19 protein-coding genes are annotated in these 21,686 nt (G+C 36.5%); 13 read left to right on the top strand and 6 right to left on the bottom strand.

Features of this window, described 5'->3' with window-relative positions:
• Positions 1 to 77: 77 nt before the first annotated feature.
• The gene (locus Q1K37_RS03025; protein ID WP_300409237.1) at positions 78 to 323 is read left to right on the top strand and encodes a hypothetical protein; all 246 of its coding nucleotides are present in this window, start codon (positions 78 to 80) and stop codon (positions 321 to 323) included.
• A gap of 73 nt (positions 324 to 396) precedes the next feature.
• On the opposite strand, the gene Q1K37_RS03020 is transcribed toward Q1K37_RS03025, so the two are convergent.
• The gene (locus tag Q1K37_RS03020; protein WP_300409235.1) at positions 397 to 1,170 is read right to left on the bottom strand and encodes an MBL fold metallo-hydrolase; all 774 of its coding nucleotides are present in this window, start codon (positions 1,168 to 1,170) and stop codon (positions 397 to 399) included.
• Between the two features lie 115 nt (positions 1,171 to 1,285).
• Here Q1K37_RS03020 and ybaK point away from each other — a divergent pair, with 115 nt between their 5' ends.
• Genes ybaK through Q1K37_RS03005 form a run of 3 tightly spaced genes read left to right on the top strand, consistent with a single transcriptional unit; the run spans position 1,286 to position 4,394 of the window.
• Positions 1,286 to 1,756 (top strand): Cys-tRNA(Pro) deacylase, encoded by a 471-nt coding sequence (gene ybaK, locus Q1K37_RS03015; protein WP_366524081.1) that lies wholly within the window; start codon positions 1,286 to 1,288, stop codon positions 1,754 to 1,756.
• An 8-nt stretch (positions 1,757 to 1,764) separates the two neighbouring features.
• On the top strand, positions 1,765 to 3,063 hold the full coding sequence (locus Q1K37_RS03010) for a glutamate-cysteine ligase family protein (RefSeq protein ID WP_300409232.1): 1,299 nt from the start codon (positions 1,765 to 1,767) through the stop codon (positions 3,061 to 3,063).
• A 2-nt stretch (positions 3,064 to 3,065) separates the two neighbouring features.
• Positions 3,066 to 4,394, top strand: a complete 1,329-nt coding sequence (locus Q1K37_RS03005; RefSeq protein ID WP_300409231.1) for a circularly permuted type 2 ATP-grasp protein — start codon at positions 3,066 to 3,068, stop codon at positions 4,392 to 4,394.
• Between the two features lie 93 nt (positions 4,395 to 4,487).
• Here the strand turns inward: Q1K37_RS03005 and Q1K37_RS03000 are convergent, their stop codons facing one another.
• From Q1K37_RS03000 to Q1K37_RS02990, 3 genes are read right to left on the bottom strand one after another with little or no spacing between them, the layout of a single operon-like run.
• On the bottom strand, positions 4,488 to 5,243 hold the full coding sequence (locus Q1K37_RS03000) for a DUF1287 domain-containing protein (protein WP_300409229.1): 756 nt from the start codon (positions 5,241 to 5,243) through the stop codon (positions 4,488 to 4,490).
• An 11-nt stretch (positions 5,244 to 5,254) separates the two neighbouring features.
• Positions 5,255 to 5,935, bottom strand: a complete 681-nt coding sequence (locus tag Q1K37_RS02995) for a DNA alkylation repair protein (RefSeq protein ID WP_300409227.1) — start codon at positions 5,933 to 5,935, stop codon at positions 5,255 to 5,257.
• 2 nt (positions 5,936 to 5,937) lie between these two features.
• Entirely contained in the window at positions 5,938 to 7,170 is a 1,233-nt protein-coding gene (locus tag Q1K37_RS02990; protein ID WP_300409226.1) for a glycosyltransferase family 4 protein, read from the bottom strand.
• Positions 7,171 to 7,350: 180 nt separating this feature from the next.
• Between Q1K37_RS02990 and Q1K37_RS02985 the strand changes: the two genes are divergently transcribed.
• From Q1K37_RS02985 to Q1K37_RS02965, 5 genes are all read left to right on the top strand, one after another.
• Complete coding sequence (locus tag Q1K37_RS02985; RefSeq protein WP_300409225.1) at positions 7,351 to 7,977, top strand: hypothetical protein; 627 nt, start codon at positions 7,351 to 7,353, stop codon at positions 7,975 to 7,977.
• Positions 7,974 to 8,429: a methylated-DNA--[protein]-cysteine S-methyltransferase gene (locus tag Q1K37_RS02980; RefSeq protein ID WP_300409223.1), complete on the top strand. Its 456-nt coding sequence runs from the start codon at positions 7,974 to 7,976 to the stop codon at positions 8,427 to 8,429. The genes Q1K37_RS02985 and Q1K37_RS02980 overlap by 4 nt, the downstream gene beginning before the upstream one ends.
• Positions 8,430 to 9,254, top strand: a complete 825-nt coding sequence (locus tag Q1K37_RS02975) for a metallophosphoesterase (protein WP_300409221.1) — start codon at positions 8,430 to 8,432, stop codon at positions 9,252 to 9,254. It abuts the gene before it with no gap.
• A 69-nt stretch (positions 9,255 to 9,323) separates the two neighbouring features.
• Positions 9,324 to 10,022 (top strand): ABC transporter ATP-binding protein, encoded by a 699-nt coding sequence (locus tag Q1K37_RS02970; RefSeq protein WP_300409219.1) that lies wholly within the window; start codon positions 9,324 to 9,326, stop codon positions 10,020 to 10,022.
• A complete protein-coding gene (locus Q1K37_RS02965; protein WP_300409217.1) occupies positions 10,015 to 11,604 on the top strand; it encodes a putative ABC exporter domain-containing protein in 1,590 nt (529 codons plus the stop codon). Before Q1K37_RS02970 ends, Q1K37_RS02965 begins: the two co-directional genes overlap by 8 nt.
• Positions 11,605 to 11,689: 85 nt before the next feature.
• Here Q1K37_RS02965 and Q1K37_RS02960 read toward each other — a convergent pair whose 3' ends face one another.
• Complete coding sequence (locus Q1K37_RS02960) at positions 11,690 to 13,606, bottom strand: fructose-specific PTS transporter subunit EIIC (RefSeq protein ID WP_300409215.1); 1,917 nt, start codon at positions 13,604 to 13,606, stop codon at positions 11,690 to 11,692.
• A gap of 1 nt (position 13,607) precedes the next feature.
• Positions 13,608 to 14,531: a 1-phosphofructokinase gene (gene pfkB / locus Q1K37_RS02955; RefSeq protein WP_300409213.1), complete on the bottom strand. Its 924-nt coding sequence runs from the start codon at positions 14,529 to 14,531 to the stop codon at positions 13,608 to 13,610.
• A 166-nt stretch (positions 14,532 to 14,697) separates the two neighbouring features.
• Between pfkB and Q1K37_RS02950 the strand changes: the two genes are divergently transcribed.
• The 4 genes from Q1K37_RS02950 to Q1K37_RS02935 all read left to right on the top strand — a co-directional run bounded on the left by Q1K37_RS02950 (position 14,698) and on the right by Q1K37_RS02935 (position 21,652).
• The gene (locus Q1K37_RS02950) at positions 14,698 to 15,390 is read left to right on the top strand and encodes a DeoR/GlpR family DNA-binding transcription regulator (protein ID WP_300409211.1); all 693 of its coding nucleotides are present in this window, start codon (positions 14,698 to 14,700) and stop codon (positions 15,388 to 15,390) included.
• Positions 15,391 to 15,457: 67 nt separating this feature from the next.
• The gene (gene argS / locus Q1K37_RS02945; protein ID WP_300409209.1) at positions 15,458 to 17,167 is read left to right on the top strand and encodes an arginine--tRNA ligase; all 1,710 of its coding nucleotides are present in this window, start codon (positions 15,458 to 15,460) and stop codon (positions 17,165 to 17,167) included.
• 88 nt (positions 17,168 to 17,255) lie between these two features.
• Positions 17,256 to 17,840 carry a manganese efflux pump MntP family protein gene (locus Q1K37_RS02940; RefSeq protein WP_300409207.1) on the top strand — a complete coding sequence of 195 codons (585 nt, stop codon included), beginning with the start codon at positions 17,256 to 17,258 and terminating at the stop codon, positions 17,838 to 17,840.
• Between the two features lie 176 nt (positions 17,841 to 18,016).
• Positions 18,017 to 21,652, top strand: a complete 3,636-nt coding sequence (locus tag Q1K37_RS02935) for a lamin tail domain-containing protein (RefSeq protein ID WP_300409206.1) — start codon at positions 18,017 to 18,019, stop codon at positions 21,650 to 21,652.
• Positions 21,653 to 21,686 lie beyond the last annotated feature (34 nt).

The raw sequence follows: 21,686 nt of genomic DNA, 5'->3' as shown, positions 1-21,686 counted from the left end.
AAAAGTTAAATTTCCATTACTGAAAACCTTGTCATAAAAAAACAAATGCTATAATGTACGTAGAAAAGGAGGTCTTTATGGAAAAGCTTAGACGTTTTGTAATCTTTGGAATAATAGTGCTTTACTTTGTGCTATATTTCTTAAAAATTCCAGTACCAAAATACACATTTACAGTAATATTGGCAATAGTTTTACTTAACCATGGATATGAGGAATATAAAATCTATAAAAGGGATGGGGAGAAGGTACATCTGATTATTCCCATTGGAAATTTGATTTTATTATTATTTGCACTTTTCTTATGGATTAAAAATTTCATTTAAAAGAATCAAGCACTCAAACCTTTAATATTGAGTGCTTGATTTGAAAGCTTTATTTTAGTGTCAATTCAATTATCTAGGATTCTATTTCAAGCTCAAAAACTTCTCCATCCTTTTTTATTTCAAAGATTTGACTGTAGGAGTCTTTAAAATCTTCTTTAAATTTTTTCGAAAATTCAAAGTCGTTCCACATATGCATCGGAAAAAGATAGTCAGGAGCTATCTTTTTTATTAAATAGGAAACTCCCAAATCGTAATTTTCCTTCAATCTTGGATCTACAGGAAAGAATGCCACATCCACCTTTGTATGAATCTTGTCTATTTCCTTTTGAAAATCCCTTTTCATCTGTTCTCGTTCCAGCTCAGAATCCTCTGGCCAAACCCAGTTATTTAAATCGCCGGCGTGAAAGAAGGTCATAAAGGGTAGTTCTACTAAAAATGAAACTCCCTTATCTGTAGATCCAAAGGTGTAGAAGTTTATATTGTGATAGGTAAACTTTTCATCTGGCTTCATTGTGAAGATATTGGACGAGCAGAAAAGTTTTTTCTTAGTCTGTAGTTGTTTATTTTCTTCTGTTTCATCGATTAAGTAGATTATTTTATCCTCTTTTTGTAATTCCTTTAAATCTTCTGACAAGATATAGGTGTTTTGTTTAAAGTTTCCATAGTTAAAGATCTCTTTTGAGAAATGATCTTCATGTCCATGGGTTACTAAAAAAATTGTCTTTTTATCCTTTGGGGGCTTTGGAAGTTCTTTTTTAAAATAGTCGATTATAAAAAGGACTTCTTCTGTCTCAATTGTGAAACAACTATGATGTACAAAGGTTATTTTAACTTTATTCTTCTTCATTGCTTCCTCCCATTATTCTTCTATTGTAATAACATTTACCCATTTATAGTACAAAGTTCACTAAAGTCTTTGTGATTTTTATATCTGTTATAATAATATTGAGAAGGTGATTACCATTAAAAAAGTTAAGACCAATGCAATTAGAATTTTAGAAGCCAATAATGTAAATTTTGAATATTTTACTTATGATCCTGGAGAGGACATCGATGGCATATCTGTGGCAAATAAATTAAATGAACCGACAAATAGAGTTTTTAAGACCTTGGTAACCTTAGGAAGAGAAGGAAACTATGTCTTTGTCATTCCCGTAGATAGGGAACTGGACTTGAAAAAGGCTGCAAGTTCAGTTGGGGAAAAGAAGATAGAGATGCTTCATTTAAGGGATTTAAAATTTATCACAGGCTATATCAGGGGAGGCTGTTCTCCCATTGGAATGAAAAAGCAATTTCCTACTGTTGTCGATAAATCAGCCACCCTGCAGGAATATATCTATGTTTCAGGGGGTAAAATTGGGGTACAATTAAAGATAGCGCCAGATGAATTGATAAATTTAATAAATGGTAAATTTGAAGATATAACAAAGTAGGAGATCTTATGAATGAACAAGAGAATATAAATAAAATCCGGGACTATATCAAGTCCGGAGAGAAAAAGAGAGAAGACTTTTCTATTGGAGTTGAAATGGAACATTTTACCATTTCCAATGAAGATGGAAAGTCTATTAGTTATTATGGAGAAAATGGAGTTGGAGAGACTTTGGATTTTCTCAAAGAAAAATATGGATTCAAAGCTGCTCAGGAAAATGGATATACCCTTAGCTTGGATTCGGACCTGGTGGACGTTAGTACAGAACCGGGAAGTCAGTTTGAAATAGCAATCAAAGCCCAAAGGACTGTGGCGGACTTAGAAAAAATTTACTTAGATTTTATGCCTAACGTCCTAGAGCATATAGAAGAGAAGGACCAATCCTTGGTTGCTTTAGGTTATCATCCTGTTACAAAGATTGAGGATATAAAAATACTTCCAAAGAAGAGATATGATCATATGTTCAATTATTTTAAAAGTCAGGGAAATATGGCCCACAATATGATGAAGGGTACAGCTTCTGTTCAAACCACCATCGACTTTGAAAATGAAGAGGATTTTAAACTAAAGTACTATCTTCTAAATGTATTCACTCCAGTATTTTATGGAATGTTTGACAACGCATATATTTTTCAAGGAAATCCTACTAAATTACACACCATTAGACAAAAGATTTGGGAAAACACCGATGTGGAAAGGTCTGGTTTGTTTGAGATAGCCTTTGATGAGGACTTGTCCTATGAAAAGTATGCTAGAAAGATTTGGAATACGCCTATTATCTTTAGACCAGAGGGTAAGAGTACTGTATCGACAGGAAATAAGACCTTAAGGGAAGTGGTAGAAAAAGTAGAGTTGGACGAGGAACTTATCTTTCATGCCCTATCTATAGTTTTTCCAGATATTAGAGTTAAAAAATATATTGAAGTAAGGATGTTTGACGCAGTCCCATTTCCTTTGAACTTTTCAATACCGGCACTTATTAAAGGTCTCTTCTATGATGAAGACAATTTGAAAAAGCTCAAAGAGCTTGGTGGGAAAACTACTTATAAAGAGGCTATAAAGGCAAAATCTGACATTATTGACCAGGGACTAAATGCAAAGTATCTTGGAAAGACTTTAAAGGAGCTTTCTCAAATTTTATTTGAAATGGCATATAATGGTCTCGATGAAATAGACAAGAAGTATTTGGAACCTTTAAGACCCCTTGTGGAAAAGTCCATAACACCTAGGGATGAATTTGAAAAGTTATATAAGAAAGACGGAATTTTAAAAGCAATAGATTTCGTTAAGATAAGACCGGAGGCTTAATATTGTATAATCAGGAATATTTTGATAAGTACCTTGAAATAATAAAAAAAGATGAAGAAAAATACTATAAGGACTATTTGAAGATGTTAGATGAAGTTTCAAAGTCCAACGCCATCTATCATGGAGAGCCAGTTCCTGTCACATATCAAGGATTGTTCTATGATGAAAAGACCAGGGATAACCTGGGAAAGATAGCGGATAAATTGATGAAGATAACTAGAAAGGTGACCAAAAGGTATATAGAAGACGAGGACTACAGAAAATTATTTGATTTTTCACCTAAACTTGAAAAACTCATCCTTCACGACCCCGGTTATGAGATACCAGCTCCAATTTGTCGTTATGATATTTTTTATAATTCTATAGATAAGTTTAAATTTGTTGAGTTTAATACAGACGGTTCTTCTGCAATGAATGAAGACAATGAAGTTGGCCCCATATTGCTTGATACTTTAGCCATGAAGGAGCTTTCAAAGTACTATAATTTAGAGAATGTCGATCTAATCAACTCATGGGTTAAGGCATCCTTGGATATATTTAGGAGAAATAGCAGCATTGAAAAACCTAATATTGCAATTGTGGACTTTTTAGACATTGGAACCCCTTTTGAATTTGAAGCCTTTAAAAAAGCATACTTAAATGCTGAGGTGGACTGTGAAATTATAGATATTAGGGATTTAGAATACTCCAATGGTAAACTTCATAAAGGTGACTTTGACATTGACTTGGTATATAGAAGAGCTGTCACTGTGGAAATCATGGATAAATATGAAGAGGTACAGCCTTTTATCGAGGCTTATTTAGACAATGCCTTTATGATGCTAGGATCTTTTAGATCCCAGTTAATGCACATTAAGCCAATCTTTGAAATCCTATTAAAGGATGAGACAAAGGCCTTTCTTGAAGAAGATGAGATTTTATTTTTAGACAGGGCAATACCAAAGACCTATAAATTTGAAAGTGAAAAAGATTTTAAGAAAGTCTTAGAAAATAAAGACGATTATATACTAAAACCCATAGACTCCTACGCTTCTAAAGGTATTTATACAGGTAGGGAACATAGCAATGAAGAATATGAAAAGATTTTGAAAAAAATCCTAAACAAGGGCTATATATACCAGGAGTACTACGATATGGAGCCTTTGAAATTTGTAGAATTTGATTCACAGGGAAAACTTAAAGTTTCAGATTTTGGTGTAGTCTTGGGAATGTTTATATACGATGAAAAATTTATTGCACCCTACACTAGAATAGGAAAGGAAAGTCTGATATCAGGAGCAAGAAAATATTATACGGTTCCAAATATATTGGTTTCAGACCTTAAAAAGTAAATATCTATATAACCGAATTTAAAAGTATATTATATAACCCCCCAAACAAATCTTTGTTAGGGGGGTAATTTTTAAATCTGTAATTCTCTAATATTATTTTTCTATATATTCACCATCATCCCAGGAAGCTAGCACCTCATCTGGTATATTTTCTCTTTCAAATCTGTAATGTCCGGTGATTTCTGCCCTCTTTAGGTAATTGTCCTCCCTTTTTAACTGTCCCATATTGTGGTAGATAAAGGGAAAACCCTCTTCGTTTCTATTGTCGGAGCACATTCCTATGTGAAAGTCATTTGGGCCAAAGATTAGAATATCTCCAGGCTGAAAATCCTTGGGATCCTTCAATTCGTTGGTCAAAACAGTACAGTATTTTTCGAAAAATGGTCTCAAGGTCTTAACTCTTCTAAAGTCGATATTGTCATCGGGACTTTCCACCATGGGATAATCTTCTGGGAAATTTCTTATATCCTTCATCAACATGGATCTTAAAGAATAGCCTGCTTTCCTAAAGGCTCTCCAAATGACATCGGTACAAACTCCAGAGTACTTGTCTGGATATCCGTTGTTGTTGGCCACATAGTCGGGAACATATTTTGGATGATTTTCTGCATCTTCCTTAGCACCCTTCACAAAGTCTGTATAATCATCGGTTCCGTTTTGATTAAAGTCAGAATTTGAGATGATATTTAACTTTTTAAATTCTTCATTGCCTTTGTCCTCTGATAAAAGTTTTTTAACAATTGGAGCGTTTAGTATAACTCTGCTGTTTTTGCTTTGATATAGGAATAGAATTAAAAGACCTATAACACAGAGTGTAAAAAATATTATGCCTAAAGCTTTGTTTTTCATAATGTGAAGTACTATAGGTACTTACTTGCCTCCCTTATGGATAGATTTGAAAGCAAGTGTCTATTTTCATCGATAAAGCTTTTAACAAAATCTCTATTTGTCTTGGAATACTCCCTTAGTGCCCAACCTATGGCCTTGTTGAGAAAAAATTCCTCTGTATTTAGATTTTGTTTAATTGTATATGTGAGAAGTTCAAGGTCTGTTTCTTCCTTTGCCTTTAGTTGATGAATAATAGAAAGCCTTCTTAACCATATATTATCGGATTTTGACCAGGATTTCATCAACTTTGACGAATTGTAACCTTCTTTTGAATTTGTCTTTGATTTAGTTGAATTGCCGATGGCATATATCACAGAATGAAAGGAGTCCACCGTATCCCACCAGGATCTGTCGGTGATGTATTTTTCCAACCTAGAAAGGTCTTCAAGTTCTAAAGTCCTTTCCTTGGATTTTAGATATTCCAAGGCGATATATTGATATTCTCTTTCTTTTTGATACCAAATCGATTCAAAAATTTCATAGGAAAAGGGAAGTTTTTTAAGAGTCCTAAGGAAGGTCTTCGTTAAAGCTTTTCTTTCAGGACTCTTTAAACCTATAAATTCAAACCTTTCCTTCATATATGCCTTCATTGCCTTAGCATTTTCAGGGTTTCTATTATTTTCTAAGGTGTTTACTAGTTCTTCTATTTTCATAGTCAATTTTCCACAATAATTTTATACATCTTTTCTGCAATATTTTCCCAGGAGTGAACCCTAATCGACTCATATACATCCTCTGGGATTTTTTCTTCTGCTTTTACCCGTTGTACTTGTATGTCGATGGCAGAAGCTAGGTTTTTTACATAATTTGGAACCTCTTCCAAAACTGGAGTATCCACATTTACAAGGTTTGGCAACGGGCAGTACTTGATGGCGTTGGATTTATTTACATTGTCTCCTAAGACTTCCTTTAATGGTTTTAAATCCGAGGACACTATAAAACAACCAGAGGCTAGGGCCTCTATCGCCACAAGACCAAGTCCTTCATAGTAAGAAGGTAGAATAAACACATCGGAGTATCGGAAGAGATTGGCAAGGGATTCTTGGTTTTTTGCGTTAAAAAGTTTTATATTTTTACTGTCTGATATCTTTTCTCCAATCCTTTTGATATCTTCCCCTTGGGGAGTTCCGATTATATTCAATATGATATCCGTTCCATAATTTAGGGATTTAAATGCGTCAATCAGTTCGTAAACACCCTTGGAGTCGGATATTTTTCCTGCATAGACCAGGTTGATAAAGTTGTTGTGAATATCGTATTTATAGATATTGTCCCGGTAGAAAAACTCTTGATTGTACCCACCACCGGTGTAGTGGATCTTTTCAAGGGGTATATTGTATTCTTTTGAAATTTCTTCAATTTGTCTATCGGAAAGGGCAAAAATCATATCAAATCTATTTAAATCCCTTACATAATTTTCCTTCAACTTGGGATTTTGTGCACCTTGACGAAGGTCGGTACCATGGCAGATGCCTACGATTTTTTCAACCTTATCCCTCAGTAAATCCAGTACTAAGGAAGAGAGCATCCAAAGGTGGTGACATATTACGATATCTGGCTTTATCTCTTCGTAGGCTAGCATAATCTGTTTTGTAAACGCCCTTTTCCAATCTTCTATCATATCCCTAGACATATCCTTGTATCTTGTAGACTTATAGGGCATGGTGTCGGACATACCGACTATGTTGAAGTTGAGGGGTTCTTTTCCAAAGATAACAGGGTAGGTGTGATTTTCAGGAAGTTCTTCAAAGGTGTAATCAATTTCCTCATCATAACCAAAAATCCCATAGTTTTCACCGTGTTTTTTAAATTCTCTTATTAAATTTGAAAAGTAAACTCCGCTTCCAGTCTTTGCTGGAAGTTGAGCAATAATGTGAAGTATTTTCATTAAATTCTCCTTAACATGGATAGGGGAAGTTTTGTCATCCCTTTAACTTTCTCTAATTTAACATTAAGATAGGATTTAGTCAAATAGTCAATAATAAAGCAATTAAAATAATAAAAATAGGATACTACCCCTTCAATCTTGTGTTACAATATGCTTGTAATATAAAGACAGGAGGCTTATATGTATAAACTTCTTACAATCATAATGGGAAAAGGCAAGGGGAAAAGGATATTAGAGAAGATGGACAAAAGCCTATATGATGAGGCTTTTATCCTAGAAGGCACTGGTTCATCCTCTGGTGGTGTCCTTTATCTCTTGGAACTTTACGATATTAAAAAGGACATTTTATGCATCATTGCAAGAGATGAAAATGTTGACAGGATTTATTCATGCCTTGTTGAGGAGTATAAAATAGGTAGGGAAAATAAGGGAATTGCCTTCGATATAGATATTAAAAGCTCTAAAGATGGCTTTACTCTTAAGGATAGTAAGGAAGGTAAATTCAAATACGATGCAATTTTTACCAAGGTGCAACAGGGTCAGTCGGATAAAGTCATTCTGGCAGCTGAAAGGGTAGGCTCCTTGGGAGCTACTGTCATATCTGAAGAAGAGACAAAACACGAAAGTATAAATCCTATTTTGGATTTAATAGTTGAACCTAAAAGTGAGACTGTCCTAGTTATAAGTCCTAACAATAAGACCGATGTAATTGTCGAGTCAATTAAAGAGGACTTTGACTTTGCAGATTCAAAAAAGGCTAAGCTTTTTGTAAAGGGCGTAAATAGGGTGGAGGGACTTAGAAGTTGAAGTACTTTTATTTTATGCCATCACCCTTAGGTAAGCTATATATTGGTGAAGAAGAGGGAAAAGTTATCTATGTTGGCTGTAGGGAAAAAATTCATGGAAAGATTTTAAAAACCCCTACAATCTCCACGGCCATAGACCAATTAGAGGAATATTTTGCAGGAAAGAGAAAGGAATTCACCCTTCCTATCCATGTGGAGGGAGGGGATTTTCAAAAAAGAGTTCTACATCATATAATGGACATCCCCTATGGAAAGGCTGTTGATTATACAGAAGTAGCACAGGCTATAAATTGTCCTAATGGGGCTAGAGTCGTTGGAAATGCCCTAGGGAACAATCCCATCCTGATTTTAATTCCCTGCCATAGGGTGATTAGAAGGGATAAGAAACTGGGAGGATATAGGGGAGGAAGTCAAAAGAAGAGCTTTCTTTTAAAGCTAGAGGGGTACTTGTAGATGAATACAATACAGAGGATAAAGATAATGATAGTCCTGATAGTTCTTGCTATTATCGCCTACAATATCTATATCTATTTCAATATCAATATAAATAAAAAGGTATATAGAAGCTCTAAAGTCCCAAGTGATTTTGAAGACTTTAGGATTTTGCAAATAACTGACTTTCATAACAAAAAGTTCTTTAGAAAAGAGTTTTTTATAAAGACGGTTATCAAGGAGAGGCCGGATGTAATCTTTCTTACGGGAGATTTTTTAGACTCTAGAAAAACCGACTTTAAGGTTGGCATAAACACCATAAGTGAATTGGTTAAGGTCTGTGATGTGTACTATATTTTAGGAAATCATGAAGCTAGGATTTCTAGGGTTGAGAATTTTTTAAAGGAATGTGAAGAACTGGGAGTAAAGGTTCTAAGAAATAGTAGAGTAGATTTTCAAAGAAAAAACTCAACCATTAATATTGTCGGTGTGGACGATCCAAGTGTAGGTGGAGTTTTTAACTTAATAGAAGAGTTAAAGACATTAAAAGAAGAAGGATCTTTAAACCTGCTCCTATCCCATAGGCCAGAACTCTTTGAGGAATATGTGGATGCTGGATATGACCTTGTGTTTACAGGACATACCCATGGTGGACAGATTAGAATACCTCTTATTGGTGCATTATTTGTACCAAATCAGGGGATTTTCCCCCAATATGATAAGGGAGAGTATACAAAAAAAGAAACTACCATGATCGTTTCTTCCGGCATAGGAACTTCCATCCTTCCCATTAGAATATTCAACAAACCGGAGATGGTATTGGTCCAATTGAAGAGGAATAATTGATAATTATTAGTAAGTTAATCTTCTTTATTTCTCATTTCAATTGAGTTATACTGTACTAAGGAGGTAGTTATGTTAGAAGTAAACGGATTGACAAAAAAATACAATAAGGTGGTTGCCGCCGACAATGTTTCCTTTACCATTGCAGATGGGCAGATTGGCGTTATCATGGGACCAAATGGTTCTGGTAAGTCCACCACCATCAAGTCCATTGCAGGACTCCTTAGACATAGTGGAGAAATTACCATACAGGGTTATGACAATAAAAGTGTTGAAGCAAAGAAGGTATTTGGCTATGTGCCAGAAATTCCTTCCATGTTTTCCCTACTAACTGTTAGAGAACACCTTATCTACACTTTAAAGGCCTATGGTAAAAAGATAGATGAAGAAAAGATTACAAGTCTTCTTAAAACCTTTGAACTGGAGGATAAACAGGACAAGCTTGGAGACGAACTCTCCAAGGGGATGATGCAAAAGGTATCCATCTGCTGTGCCCTGGTAATCGAACCTAAGGTGTTGATGCTAGACGAACCGATGGTTGGATTGGACCCTAAGGCGATAAAAGAGCTTAAGAAGGTGGTCCTAGAGTTAAAGGAAAAGGGAACTACTATTCTAATTTCCACCCATATGCTGGACATGGTTGAGGGACTTTGGGACACCATAGTAATTCTTAAAAATGGAAAGGTCCTTGGCCAATTTGACAAGGATATGGCGGAAGGTAAGAACTTAGATGAGATATTCTTCAAAGTGACAGGTGACCTGGATGCTTAACTCAACATTATATTTTATACGAAGAAGTATGGTAAATAGGATAAAACAACTGAGGTATAAACCCTTAAAGGTCATAGGAAAGCTTTTGGTGTTAATTTACTTTATATACTTGCCTATTCTCTTTAAATCTCAAATTACTGATATAAAATTTAACAATCCTGCTGGATTTATTGCAATTTATGCGGTTTTTTCCATTTATCTTTCTTTGCCATCAACTTTGACCTATTTAAAGAGAAAGGGTGTCATCTTTAAACCGGAAAATGTAAACTTTGAATTTACAGCTCCCTTTACCCCTAAGGAAGTATTATTTAAAGGGTTTTTATTAAACTTTTCCTATGGGATCATCTTTGAATTGGCATTTTTTGTAGCAGGACTCGTTATTTTTAAAATAGACCTTTGGAAGATGATAGCCATCTTGATACTGGGACTTAGTCTTTCCATGGTCAGAGACTTTTCCATCTGTGTAATAATGTATACTTCCGAGGACATTAGTGAAAAGCAAAAGTCGATAATTAAATATATCACCTTTGCAATTTTAGCGGCTGTTGCAGTCTATATCATTGCAATGGTATTCAGATCTACAAAGGTTTTAAATATGAGATTTTTGGACATACTAAATTCAGATGTGTTGATCTTTGTGCCGGTTTTTGGGTTTGAATTGGGGCTTATTTCACTGATTATAAAGGGATTTACAATTCCAAGGCTAATCTCTTCTATACTTTATTTTCTTACAGTGCTACTTCTATTCCTATTTGCAAAGACGACTAGGACTACAGGAGAGTACTATGAAGATGCTATAAAGTTTTCTGAAGAATATTCTGTTGCCATAAAAAAAGCAAAGAAGACTGGAAAAGCACAACGGGTTGGAAAGAAGAAAAAGGTATTAAATAAAATAAACTTTGATATTAAAGGAAATTATGCCAGCGCTATATTTTATAAACAGCTGAATGAGTTTAAGAAGTTCTCCTTAGTGGATAAGTTTAAAATGCAGAGAATTGCACTATTGGCCTCCTTTGTAATAGGATATTTCTTGAATAAAGCAGATATTCCATTGGAGGGATTTACGACTATCGTTGGAGCGCTTTCGATTTATATCTGTCTTTTAACCTATAGATATTTTAGTGGAGAAGAGGATTATAACCACTACTTTTTCTATTTGATTCCAGACTCCATGAGTAAAAAGATTTTTTATTCTGGTCTTTTGGGAAATTTAAGGACCTTAGCACTAGGAATTTGTCTTTTCACTCCAGCTCTTATTATGTTGGGTCTTGGAGTTTTTAATATTGTTGGTGCAATTTTAACCTTTACCTCAATTTCCATCCTATTCAACTATATTCACAAGGGAATTGGGAAAATCTTAGAAAGTAGGCTTGGTAATACCTTTGGGGCGATATTAACCATAACAATCACCCTACTACTAGGAGGACTTGCCATTTTAAGTGGAACCTTGGTGGAAGTGGCATCAAATATGCATGGAATAGGACTTTTCATAATAACTGCCATGGCACTACTGATAAGCCTATTGTTTATCTTTATAAATGGAAAACTATATAGGAACATGGAATTTATAACAGAAGAATAGAAATTATATAAAAGATTTGATTCTTATAAATAGTTACACCCAGGATAAAAATCCTGGGTGTTTTAAATATGATAAATTAAAGTAACTAGTTGACCCTTTTCTTCAACAGTCCAAGTAATATGGTTGAAACTGCAGTTCCCACTGCTAAGGCCACAAGGTACATAAGTGGATTTCCTATAACTGGTACTACGAAGATTCCACCATGGGGAGCCATCAACGTGCATTTAAATAGCATGGACAGTGCGCCTGCAACTCCCGATCCTATGATACAGGATGGAAGAACCCTTGCTGGGTCTGCTGCTGCAAAGGGGATTGCACCTTCTGTTATAAAGGAAAGTCCCATTATTATATTTGCAGGGGCAGACTTTCTGTCTGTGTCAGTATATTTATTTCTAAATATTAAAGAGGATAGCGCAATTGCAATTGGAGGAACCATCCCACCAATCATAACTGCCGCCATAATATTGTAATTTCCTGCAGCTATGGATGCAGTACCAAATACATAGGATGCTTTGTTAAATGGTCCACCCATGTCAACTGCCATCATTCCTGCAACTATAAATCCAAGTATTAAAGAACTAGTGCCCTGTAAGCTGGACAACCAGTTGTTTAGTCCAGTGTTGATACTTCCAACGACTGGTTCTATGGCCAAGGTCATAACAAGCCCTGTAAAGAGTACTCCAAAAACTGGATATATCAAAATTGCCCTAATTCCATCAATGGCCTTTGGCAATGGTTCAGTGATTTTAATGAGTCCCTTTACAATATAACCTGCAAGAAAACCTGCAACTAGCGCACCAAGGAAACCAGAAGTGCCTTGGGCTGCAATTACACCGCCTACAAAGCCTGCCACAAGACCTGGTCTATCGGCAATACTCATGGCGATAAAACCTGCCAGTACCGGTAGCATAAAGGAGAAGGAAAGTCCACCAATGGAGTTTAACATCTGTGCTGTTGGGGTGATGGAACCAAGACTTCCCCGCTGTTCTAGGGTAAGACTTCCCAAGTCCACAGAGAAACTGTCTATTAAGAAGGATAGTGCAATGAGAATTCCTCCCCCTACGACAAAGGGTAGCATATGGGAGACACCGTTCATCAAATGCCTATAGAACTTGTGTCCAGAGCTTTCCTCTTTGACTACATCCTTTTTGTCCCTTTGACCGCTTCCCTTATATATTGGTGCATTTTCCGCAAGGACTCTATCTATTAGAACTTCTGGTTTTGATATCCCATCGGAAACCTGTGTCTCTACTAGTTTTTTGCCGCTGAACCTGTCCATAGGTACATTGGTGTCGGAGGCTACAATGACTCCGTCTGCATTTTCTATTTCTTCATCGGTTAAGACGTTTTTTGCACCGCCGGATCCTCTAGTTTCAACCTTTATTTCATAGCCTAATTCCCTTGCCTTTTTCTCCAAGGCCTCTGCTGCCATATAGGTATGGGCAATTCCAGTTGGACAACCTGTTACTGCAACCAGTCTTTTTTTACCAGCTGGCTTTTCTTCTGTAGTAGCAGGGGGAACTTCCAATTCCTCATCTTTAAACCTTTCTTTTTCCGCTCTATCGATAATCGCTAGGAACTCCTCCTTGCTCTTTGCTCCAACTAGAGAGTCGATAAAGTTTTTATCCATAAGTAGTGTGGCAAGTCTCGAAAGTATGGTTAGATGGACATTGGAGTCGGATTCTGGTGCCGCTATAAGAAATAGCAGTTTTACAGGTTCGCCATCCAAGGATTCAAAGTCCACACCCTCTGGAATGGTTATGGCAGAAAGTCCAGGTTTTGTAACAGAACTAGACTTTCCATGGGGTATGGCAACTCCTTCTCCAACTCCTGTAGAGCCTTGAGCTTCTCTAGCATAGACCTTATCCTTAAAATCCTGAGGGTTTGAAAGATTGCCTAAGTTTTGCATCAACTTTACAGCGGTTTCAATTGCGTCCTTCTTGTCCTTTAAACTTTGACCAATTAAAATGCTGTCTTTTTTAATTAAGTCCGTTATATTCATTTTACTCCTCCAAAGTATTTATATCTATTTCTCTAACGAGATTTAAAACCTCGTCTTTAGTTGCCAGTTCTTCAGAAAAAGCAGAGGCAGATCCACAAGCTATCCCGTAGCGAAGAGCTTCTTTTAAGGAGTCTTTTTTCAAATAGCCATAGAGAAAACCAGCTACCATGGAGTCTCCTGCTCCAACGGAGTTTACTAGCTTTCCCTTAGGAGAATTTCCTTGAAAGATTTTTTTATCTTCGGTTATAAGAATTCCTCCCTTTGCTCCAAGGGAAATAAGTATATTTCTTGCTCCTCTTTCCTGCAATTTCTTACCGTAGTAGATGGCATCAGATTCCTTTGTAATCTCAACATTAAAAAGGCTTCCCAGCTCTTCATTATTTGGTTTAATGAGAAATGGTCTATTTTGAATTGTCCTCTCCAGCTGCTCTCCTTCTGCATCTACCACGATCTCAACGCCTCTACCCCTTAACTTGTCCATGATCTGTCTATAAAAATCCTTTGGAAGGGCAGGGGGAATCTTCCCAGCTAGAACTAAAAAATCCTTTGAGTTAAGCTCTTCTATTTGATGAAGTAGCTTTTCTTTGGTCTCTTTTGAAATCTTTGGACCAATGCCGTTGATGGCTGTTTCCTCCTGGGACCTTACTTTGATATTTACCCTTGTTAGGGCCTGAGGTTCATGTATTAGATCCTGATTTACATTTCTTTCTTTAAGTAGTTCAACCAGTTGTCCACCTGTAAACCCTCCTACAATTCCCAAGGCTAAGTTGTTGATTCCAAGGTTTGTCAACACTTGGCTTACATTGAGTCCCTTACCACCGGGAAGGTACTTTTCATCCTTGGTTCTATTGATATTTCCTAAAGAGAAATTGTCAATCTCTACAATATAATCTAAGGAAGGGTTTAGTGTTACAGTTGCAATCATCTAAGACTCCTTTCTAATAAAAAAATTGGTTTCTAATTGATATATTATTACCCTTTTTGGACAATCTTAAAACTAAAGTGATTTATTTTGATTGTTTTTGAAAGTACTAATCAAAAACACGCAATTATGATAGAATATGACATATATATGACCGAGGTGATGGATTTTGATAGCGCAAAGGCATAAATGTATATTGAGAGAGTTGGAAATAAAGAGTCCTATTAAAGTAGAAGAGCTTTCGGAAAAATTAAAAGTGTCCGTCTCTACAATTAGAAGGGATTTAAATACTTTAGACAGGCAAGGGGCATTGATAAAGGTCCATGGTGGCGCCATTAGAATAGAGGACCAAATTACAGAAGATGTGGAAAGGGCCATCAGAAAAGAGCTGAATGTAGCACAAAAAGAAGTTATTGCAAAAAAGGCTTCTACTATGATCAGGCCAGGAGATGTGGTTTATCTAGATGCTGGTTCAACGGTTTCTTCAATGGTGAAGTATGATATCCCTAAGGATGTTACCTTTGTAACAAATGATTTGATAACAGGAGTGGAACTTTCCCTAAGGGGTTATAGGGTTCATGTGCCTGCAGGAAATATCAAGGCCTCTACTGGAGCTTTAATAGGGGAGGAATGTATTTCATCATTGTCTAAATTCGTCTTTGACATTGGTTTTTTTGGTGCCAATGGCATATCCGAGGAAAAGGGATTTACTACTCCAGACATATCTGAAGGGGAAGTTAAGAAAAAGGCCTTGGAAAGATGTAAGAAAAAGTTTATCCTTGCAGACAAATCCAAAGTTAACAAGGTCTGTACTTATATGTTTTGTGAATACGATAGAGATATTTTAATCACTGAGAATTAGTTTTCCTTTAGGGGAGTTTCATTATATAATGTAAGGTAATTAGTAGAATTTGAGATTGGAGAATATTATGATAGATTTTAAAGATGAGATTGGTAAAATTTTAAGTGAAAAGATTAGTGAAATCTCCAAAGAAGAGATTTTAAAGAACATTGAAGTGCCACCAACCTATGATTTAGGAGACTTTGCCTTTCCAACATTTCCATTGGCAAAGGTGTTTAGAAAAAATCCTGCTGTAATAGCAGAGGAACTAAAGGATTCTATTGACTCTCCGCTTTTTGAAAAGATAGAGACGAAGGGTGCTTACTTAAACTTTTTTATAGACAAGGGACAGCTTGCAAAGACCATCATAGACGAGTCCTTGGATAAAAAGGAAGACTTTGGAAAGGTTGATATTGGGGAAGGTAAAAATGTTATAGTAGAATATTCTTCACCTAATATTGCTAAGCCCTTTCATATTGGACATATTAGAACCACTATCATAGGGGATTCTCTAAAGAGGATTTTTACCTTTTTAGGCTATAACGCCATTGGCTACAACCACCTTGGAGACTATGGTACCCAATTTGGAATGTTGATAGTGGCAATAAAAAAATGGGGTAACCTAGCGGAAATTGAAAATAACCCTATACCCGAACTACTTAAATTATATGTAAAGATAAATAACGAAGTTGAAGATGATGAAAAACTTCTACGAGAATGTCGAGATGCCTTTGTGGACTTGGAAAAAGGGGATCCAGAGGCGGTTAAGATGTGGGAATGGATTAGAAAGATTTCCCTAGAGGAGTTTAACAGGGTCTATAAAATGTTGGACATCGACTTTGATTCCTACAAGGGTGAACACTTCTACTCCGACAAGATGCAGGCTCAGGTGGATAGACTTGAAGAGTCCGGTGCCTTGGTGGACTCTGAAGGGGCAAAGATTGTGGACTTGGAAAAATACAATCTTCCACCGGCACTTATAATAAAGTCTGACGGTTCCACCATCTATATCACTAGAGACATTGCAGCTGCAAAATATCGACATGACACCTACAAGCCTTACAAGAATATATATGTTGTAGCTTCTCAACAAAATCTACACTTCCAACAACTTAAGTACGTTTTAAAGGAAATGGGTTATGATTGGTATGAAGAAGTGGTTCATGTTCCCTTTGGGATGGTATCTCTAGAGGAGGGAACTCTTTCTACAAGAAAGGGAAGGGTTGTGTACCTAGAGGATGTTTTAAACCGTGCCATCGACAAAGTCGACGACATCCTTACCCAGAGGGAAGAAGAAAAGGGAATCAAGATTGAAGACAAGGACCAACTTGCAAAGGACATAGGAATTGGAGCAGTAAAATTTCAAGAGCTATTTAATCAACGTATTAAGGACTATGTCTTCTCATGGGATAAGACCCTATCCTTCGAAGGAGAGACTGGACCATATGTCCAATATGTACACGCAAGGATCTGTTCTCTACTTAAAAAGGGAGAATTTAGTTTAGAGGATAAATTTGACTCAAGTCTTCTAACTACACAAGAGGAGATAAATATCCTAAGGGTTTTATATAACTTCAGTTCTACAGTCATAGACGCCCATGAAAAGTTGGAGCCATTTTTCATTACACGATATGTTGTGGAACTTTCCAAGGAGTTTAATAAGTTCTACAATAAGGTGCAGATATTAGATGAAGATGAAATGTTGAAAAATACTAGGCTTTTACTTTGCTACACCGTTAAGAATGTAATAAAAGAGGGCTTGGATTTACTAGGCATTAAAGCACCAGAAAAGATGTAAGATAATTTTAGATTAATCGGATATATGATAATATGATTGAGCAGTCTATTGGACTGCTTGATTATATTTTAATAGTGAGGAGAAAATTATGTCCATAGTAGATATATTGCTGCTGGGGGTAGGAGTTTCTGCCGATGCCTTTGCAGTGTCAATTTGTAAGGGGCTTTGCTTAGATGAATTCGATGGAAAATACGCCTTGAAAATAGCCCTATTATTTGGATTTTTCCAAGGGGCAATGACTTTTATAGGATATTACTTAGGTTTTTCCTTTATAAATCTAATACAGAATATCGACCATTGGATAGCCTTTGTTCTACTTGCCTTTATTGGAGGGAAGATGGTATATGAGGCTATAAAATCCAGCAATGATGGGGAATGTCAATGTTGTGCCATCATAGAATTCAATCTAAAGGAAATGATAGTCCTAGCCATTGCTACAAGTATTGATGCACTAGCTGTAGGAATTTCTCTAGCCGCCATAAGGGTACATATTTTAGAGCCTTCTACGATTATTGGGCTTATGACCTTTGGTTTTTCTACAATGGCTGTGTATATTGGCTATAGATTTGGAGATAAGTTCAAAAGGGGATCTGAGATTTTAGGAGGAAGCATCCTAATGCTCATAGGAGTAAAGATCTTGCTTGAGCATTTGTTAAGCCATGGTGGATTTTAATTACAATTGCAATTACTAATACAAATTGAATAAAGGGTATTAAAAAGCGCCTATCGATTAGTATCAACGACTGATTGAGGGTGCTTAATTTATATTATCTTAATCAATATTTTACAATCTGCTTACATTATGATGTTACAATTAGCCTTGATTAGGACAAAATCGAGGAGGATGTAATGAAACGTAATTTTTCAAAAATTTTACTTTCCCTATTATTGGTACTATCTTTTTTACCAATAAACAATATATCCCTGGCTAACACCAGTGATGTGGTTATAAACGAGATAGAATCCAGTGCTCCAAATAAGGGCAAGGACTGGGTTGAAATCTATAATAAGGGAAAGCAGCCTGTAGACATTTCAGGTTGGTTTTTAACGGATGATGGTGAATTAGGCAGACTAGATAACAATGAAACCACACCATTTCCAGAAGGTACCATTTTGGAACCGGGAAAATTCATTGTCTTAAAGGAAGGCTCGGAATTTACCTTTGGAATTGGAAAGGAAGATGCTGTAATTCTATATGATTACAATAAGTCCTTAGTGGATAATTTCTCATGGGCAAGCCATGCTCAAGGAACCTATTCCAGATATCCTGATGGAATTGGAGAATTTGTTGACATGGATGCAACAGAGGGACTTCCAAATTCAAAAAAAGAGGAAGAGACTAAACCTTCTGTATTGATAAATGAGATAAATTCTGCTCCCGATGACTGGGTAGAATTTGTATTGACAGAAGGGGAATCCATAGACATCTCTGGATATGAAATCAGAGACAACTCCGATGACCATAGATGGAAGTTTCCTGAGGGTACAATTTTAAATAAATCCGACTATCTTGTGGTTGACGCAAAGACCCAAGGGCTAATCTATGACGACAAGGCAAAGGAATATGTTCCTGGAAGCTTTGAAGAAGCCATAGGCATAGGCTCTGGGGACTCCATTAGGTTTTATGACAGAGATGAAAATTTACTAGATAGCCATAGCTGGACAGAACATGCAGCCTATGAAGGTGACGAATCAAAGGCTTCCCTAGGTAGATACGAAGATGGTAAGGGAAACTTTATCCTAATGCCTGAAACCAAGGGAATGACAAATAGTTGGTACAAACCAGAAGTTGTAATAAATGAAATTGAATCCAATGGCGATACCACTGACTGGGTTGAAATATTAAATATTGGAACTACACCGGTAGACATTTCCGGTTGGAAGATATTAGATAATGATCCAAGTCATTTAAAAGATAGTAGGGGTCTTGATGCTAATACCATTTTAAAGCCAGGGGAATACTTTGTATTTGAGGAAAATACTCATTTTAACTTTGGCCTTGGCAAGAATGACGAAGTAAATCTACTTATAGCAAGTGATGCTGTGGTTGAGACCTATAAGTGGACAGGACATGCGGCTGGCGTATTGGCAAGAATTCCAGATGGAACTGGTGAATTTATAGATTTTGATACTCCTACTAAAAATGCACCAAATTTAAAGACCAATCCTGTGGTATTAAATGAAATTCAGTCCAATGACCCAAATAAAGGGCCAGACTGGATAGAACTTGCCAATCCAACGGATAGTAAGCTTGATATTTCAGGACTTATTATAAAGGATAACGACGACAGCCACGAATATACAATCCCAGAGGGAACTGTAATTGAAGCAAATGGATTTTTAGTTTTGACCGATGAGGACTTTGGATTTGGTCTTGGAAAATCTGATATGGTGAGAATTTACCAGGGAAATCTTTTAATTCAAAGTGCTAAATGGGAGGGCCATACCAACCCTACTTGGGGACTTTATCCCGATGTAAATGGGATGGAATATAGAAATACCCTTGTTGAAACAAAGGGTAGTGCCAACAAATTCCCTGGAATTCCAGAAAAGTACGATGCCCTTGAAACATGCCCTGTTGTAGTTTTAGATAAGACCAAAACCTTCTTAGAGGACTCCTCAGGACTGGACTTTCACGATGGAAAGCTTTATGCAGTGGACAATGGTACAGGAATTTTCTGGATTGTAGAACTGGGAGAAGACAATAGCATCAACGTATTGAGTCAAAAGAGGGTTCGATTTAAAAAGGATGCTGAAAACCCTGATGCAAAGGGGCCTGACACCGAAGGCATTGCCGTAGACGGCAGGGGAATGGTCTATGTGGCTTCAGAAAGGGACAACTCAAACAAGGGTGTAAATTACAATACAATTTTAATGGTGGATCCAGGTGCAAAGGAAAAGGACTTAGTTTCCATAAAAGAATGGGATATTACCAGTCTATTACCGCAAGTAAGTGCAAATACTGGAATTGAAGCTATTGAATGGATTCCTAGAAACCATATTGAAAATATGGTTGTAGACATGAACACCAAGGAATTGTTGGATTTAAATAACTATCCTAATGCTGTGGGAGATGGAATTTTCACTGTGGCATTAGAGGACAATGGACATGTCTATGGTTTTGTACTAAATGAAGATGAAACTGCCAATATGGTATTTGATATAGACTCTAAATTAGGCGGAGCCATGAGTTTAAACTACGACGATGAGGAAAGACTTCTTTGGATCTCTGCTGATGATGGATTTAACAATATGAGGGCTGTCCTTGAATTTGACAAAACCGAATCGGGAAAGATCTCCCATGTAAATCCACCAAAAGACCTTCCTGTAAATAACTTTGAAGGTTTTGCAATTGGAGAAAGTGACAAGGACGGCGTTAGAAAAGTGCTTTGGTTTGAAGACGGGGTTGCTTCAGGTGCCTTGAGGATGTCCTGCATTGTAGGAAGTTATAGGGAAAGACTTGGATTTGATAAGTTAGAAAGTCCAGAAAAACCAAACCCACCAAAACCAAACCCAGATAAGCCTACTCCTTCTGTTCCCGTTACTCCTCCAGTGGAAGATGATTCAGATAATATTAAAGTAGAGTCATTTGGAGATATTTATAGATCTTTTGAAATTGAAAGAATTTTTGGAAAAGACCGATATGAAACTGCAGTTGCCATAAGTAAGAAGTACTTTGAAAGTTCAGATACTGTAATTCTTGCTTCTGGAAGGGAGTTTGTAGATGCCTTGACGGTTTCTCCACTTGCTTCCCTTGAGAAAGCTCCAATACTTTTAACGAGAAATTCAGAAATTCCAAAGGCTACTTTAGAAGAGATAATTAGACTAAAGGCAAAAAATATAATTATTGCTGGAGGAAGAAGTACGGTTTCTAAAGAAGTAGAAGATGAATTAAAGGGCGTAGGCTATGATCTTACAAGGCTTTATGGAAAAGACCGTTATGAAACTGCCATTAGAATTGGTGAAGAGATCAGAAAGAAATCAGGAAACCAAAATGAAGTGGTTCTTACAAGTGGAGTAGAGTTGGTGGATGCTTTAACTGGAAATAATATTGCCGGTAAAAGGGATATTCCAATTCTATTGACCCAAAAGGACAGACTTAATTCAAAGACAAGTGAAGCTTTGAACATGTGGAATATAAAAACTTCAATTATTGTAGGGGGAAGGTCTTCTGTTGGCGAAGGTGTTAAAGATGACTTGGAAGGACTTGGAATAGATACTCTACGTCTATTTGGAAAAGACCGATATGAAACTGCAATTAAGGTGGCGGATTACTCCTATCCAAATTCTAAGGAAATCTTTTTGGCAAGTGGAACTAACTATATCGATGCACTAGTTGGAGGAGCTGTAACAAAAAGGGCAAATTCACCTCTTCTCCTTGTGAAATACGATGAACTTCCGGCTTCATTAAAGGATTATCTAAATTCTAATGAGGTTGATAAGATTACTCTATTAGGTGGAAGTTCAAGCATAAAAACAAAATAAAACCACAAAGGTATAAAAGGATAAAACCTCCTTA

Origin of the sequence: Lagierella sp. (assembly GCF_029983815.1) — a bacterium.
Taxonomy (GTDB): Bacteria; Bacillota; Clostridia; order Tissierellales; family Peptoniphilaceae; genus Mediannikoviicoccus.
This window is presented reverse-complemented; position numbering and strand designations above follow the sequence as displayed.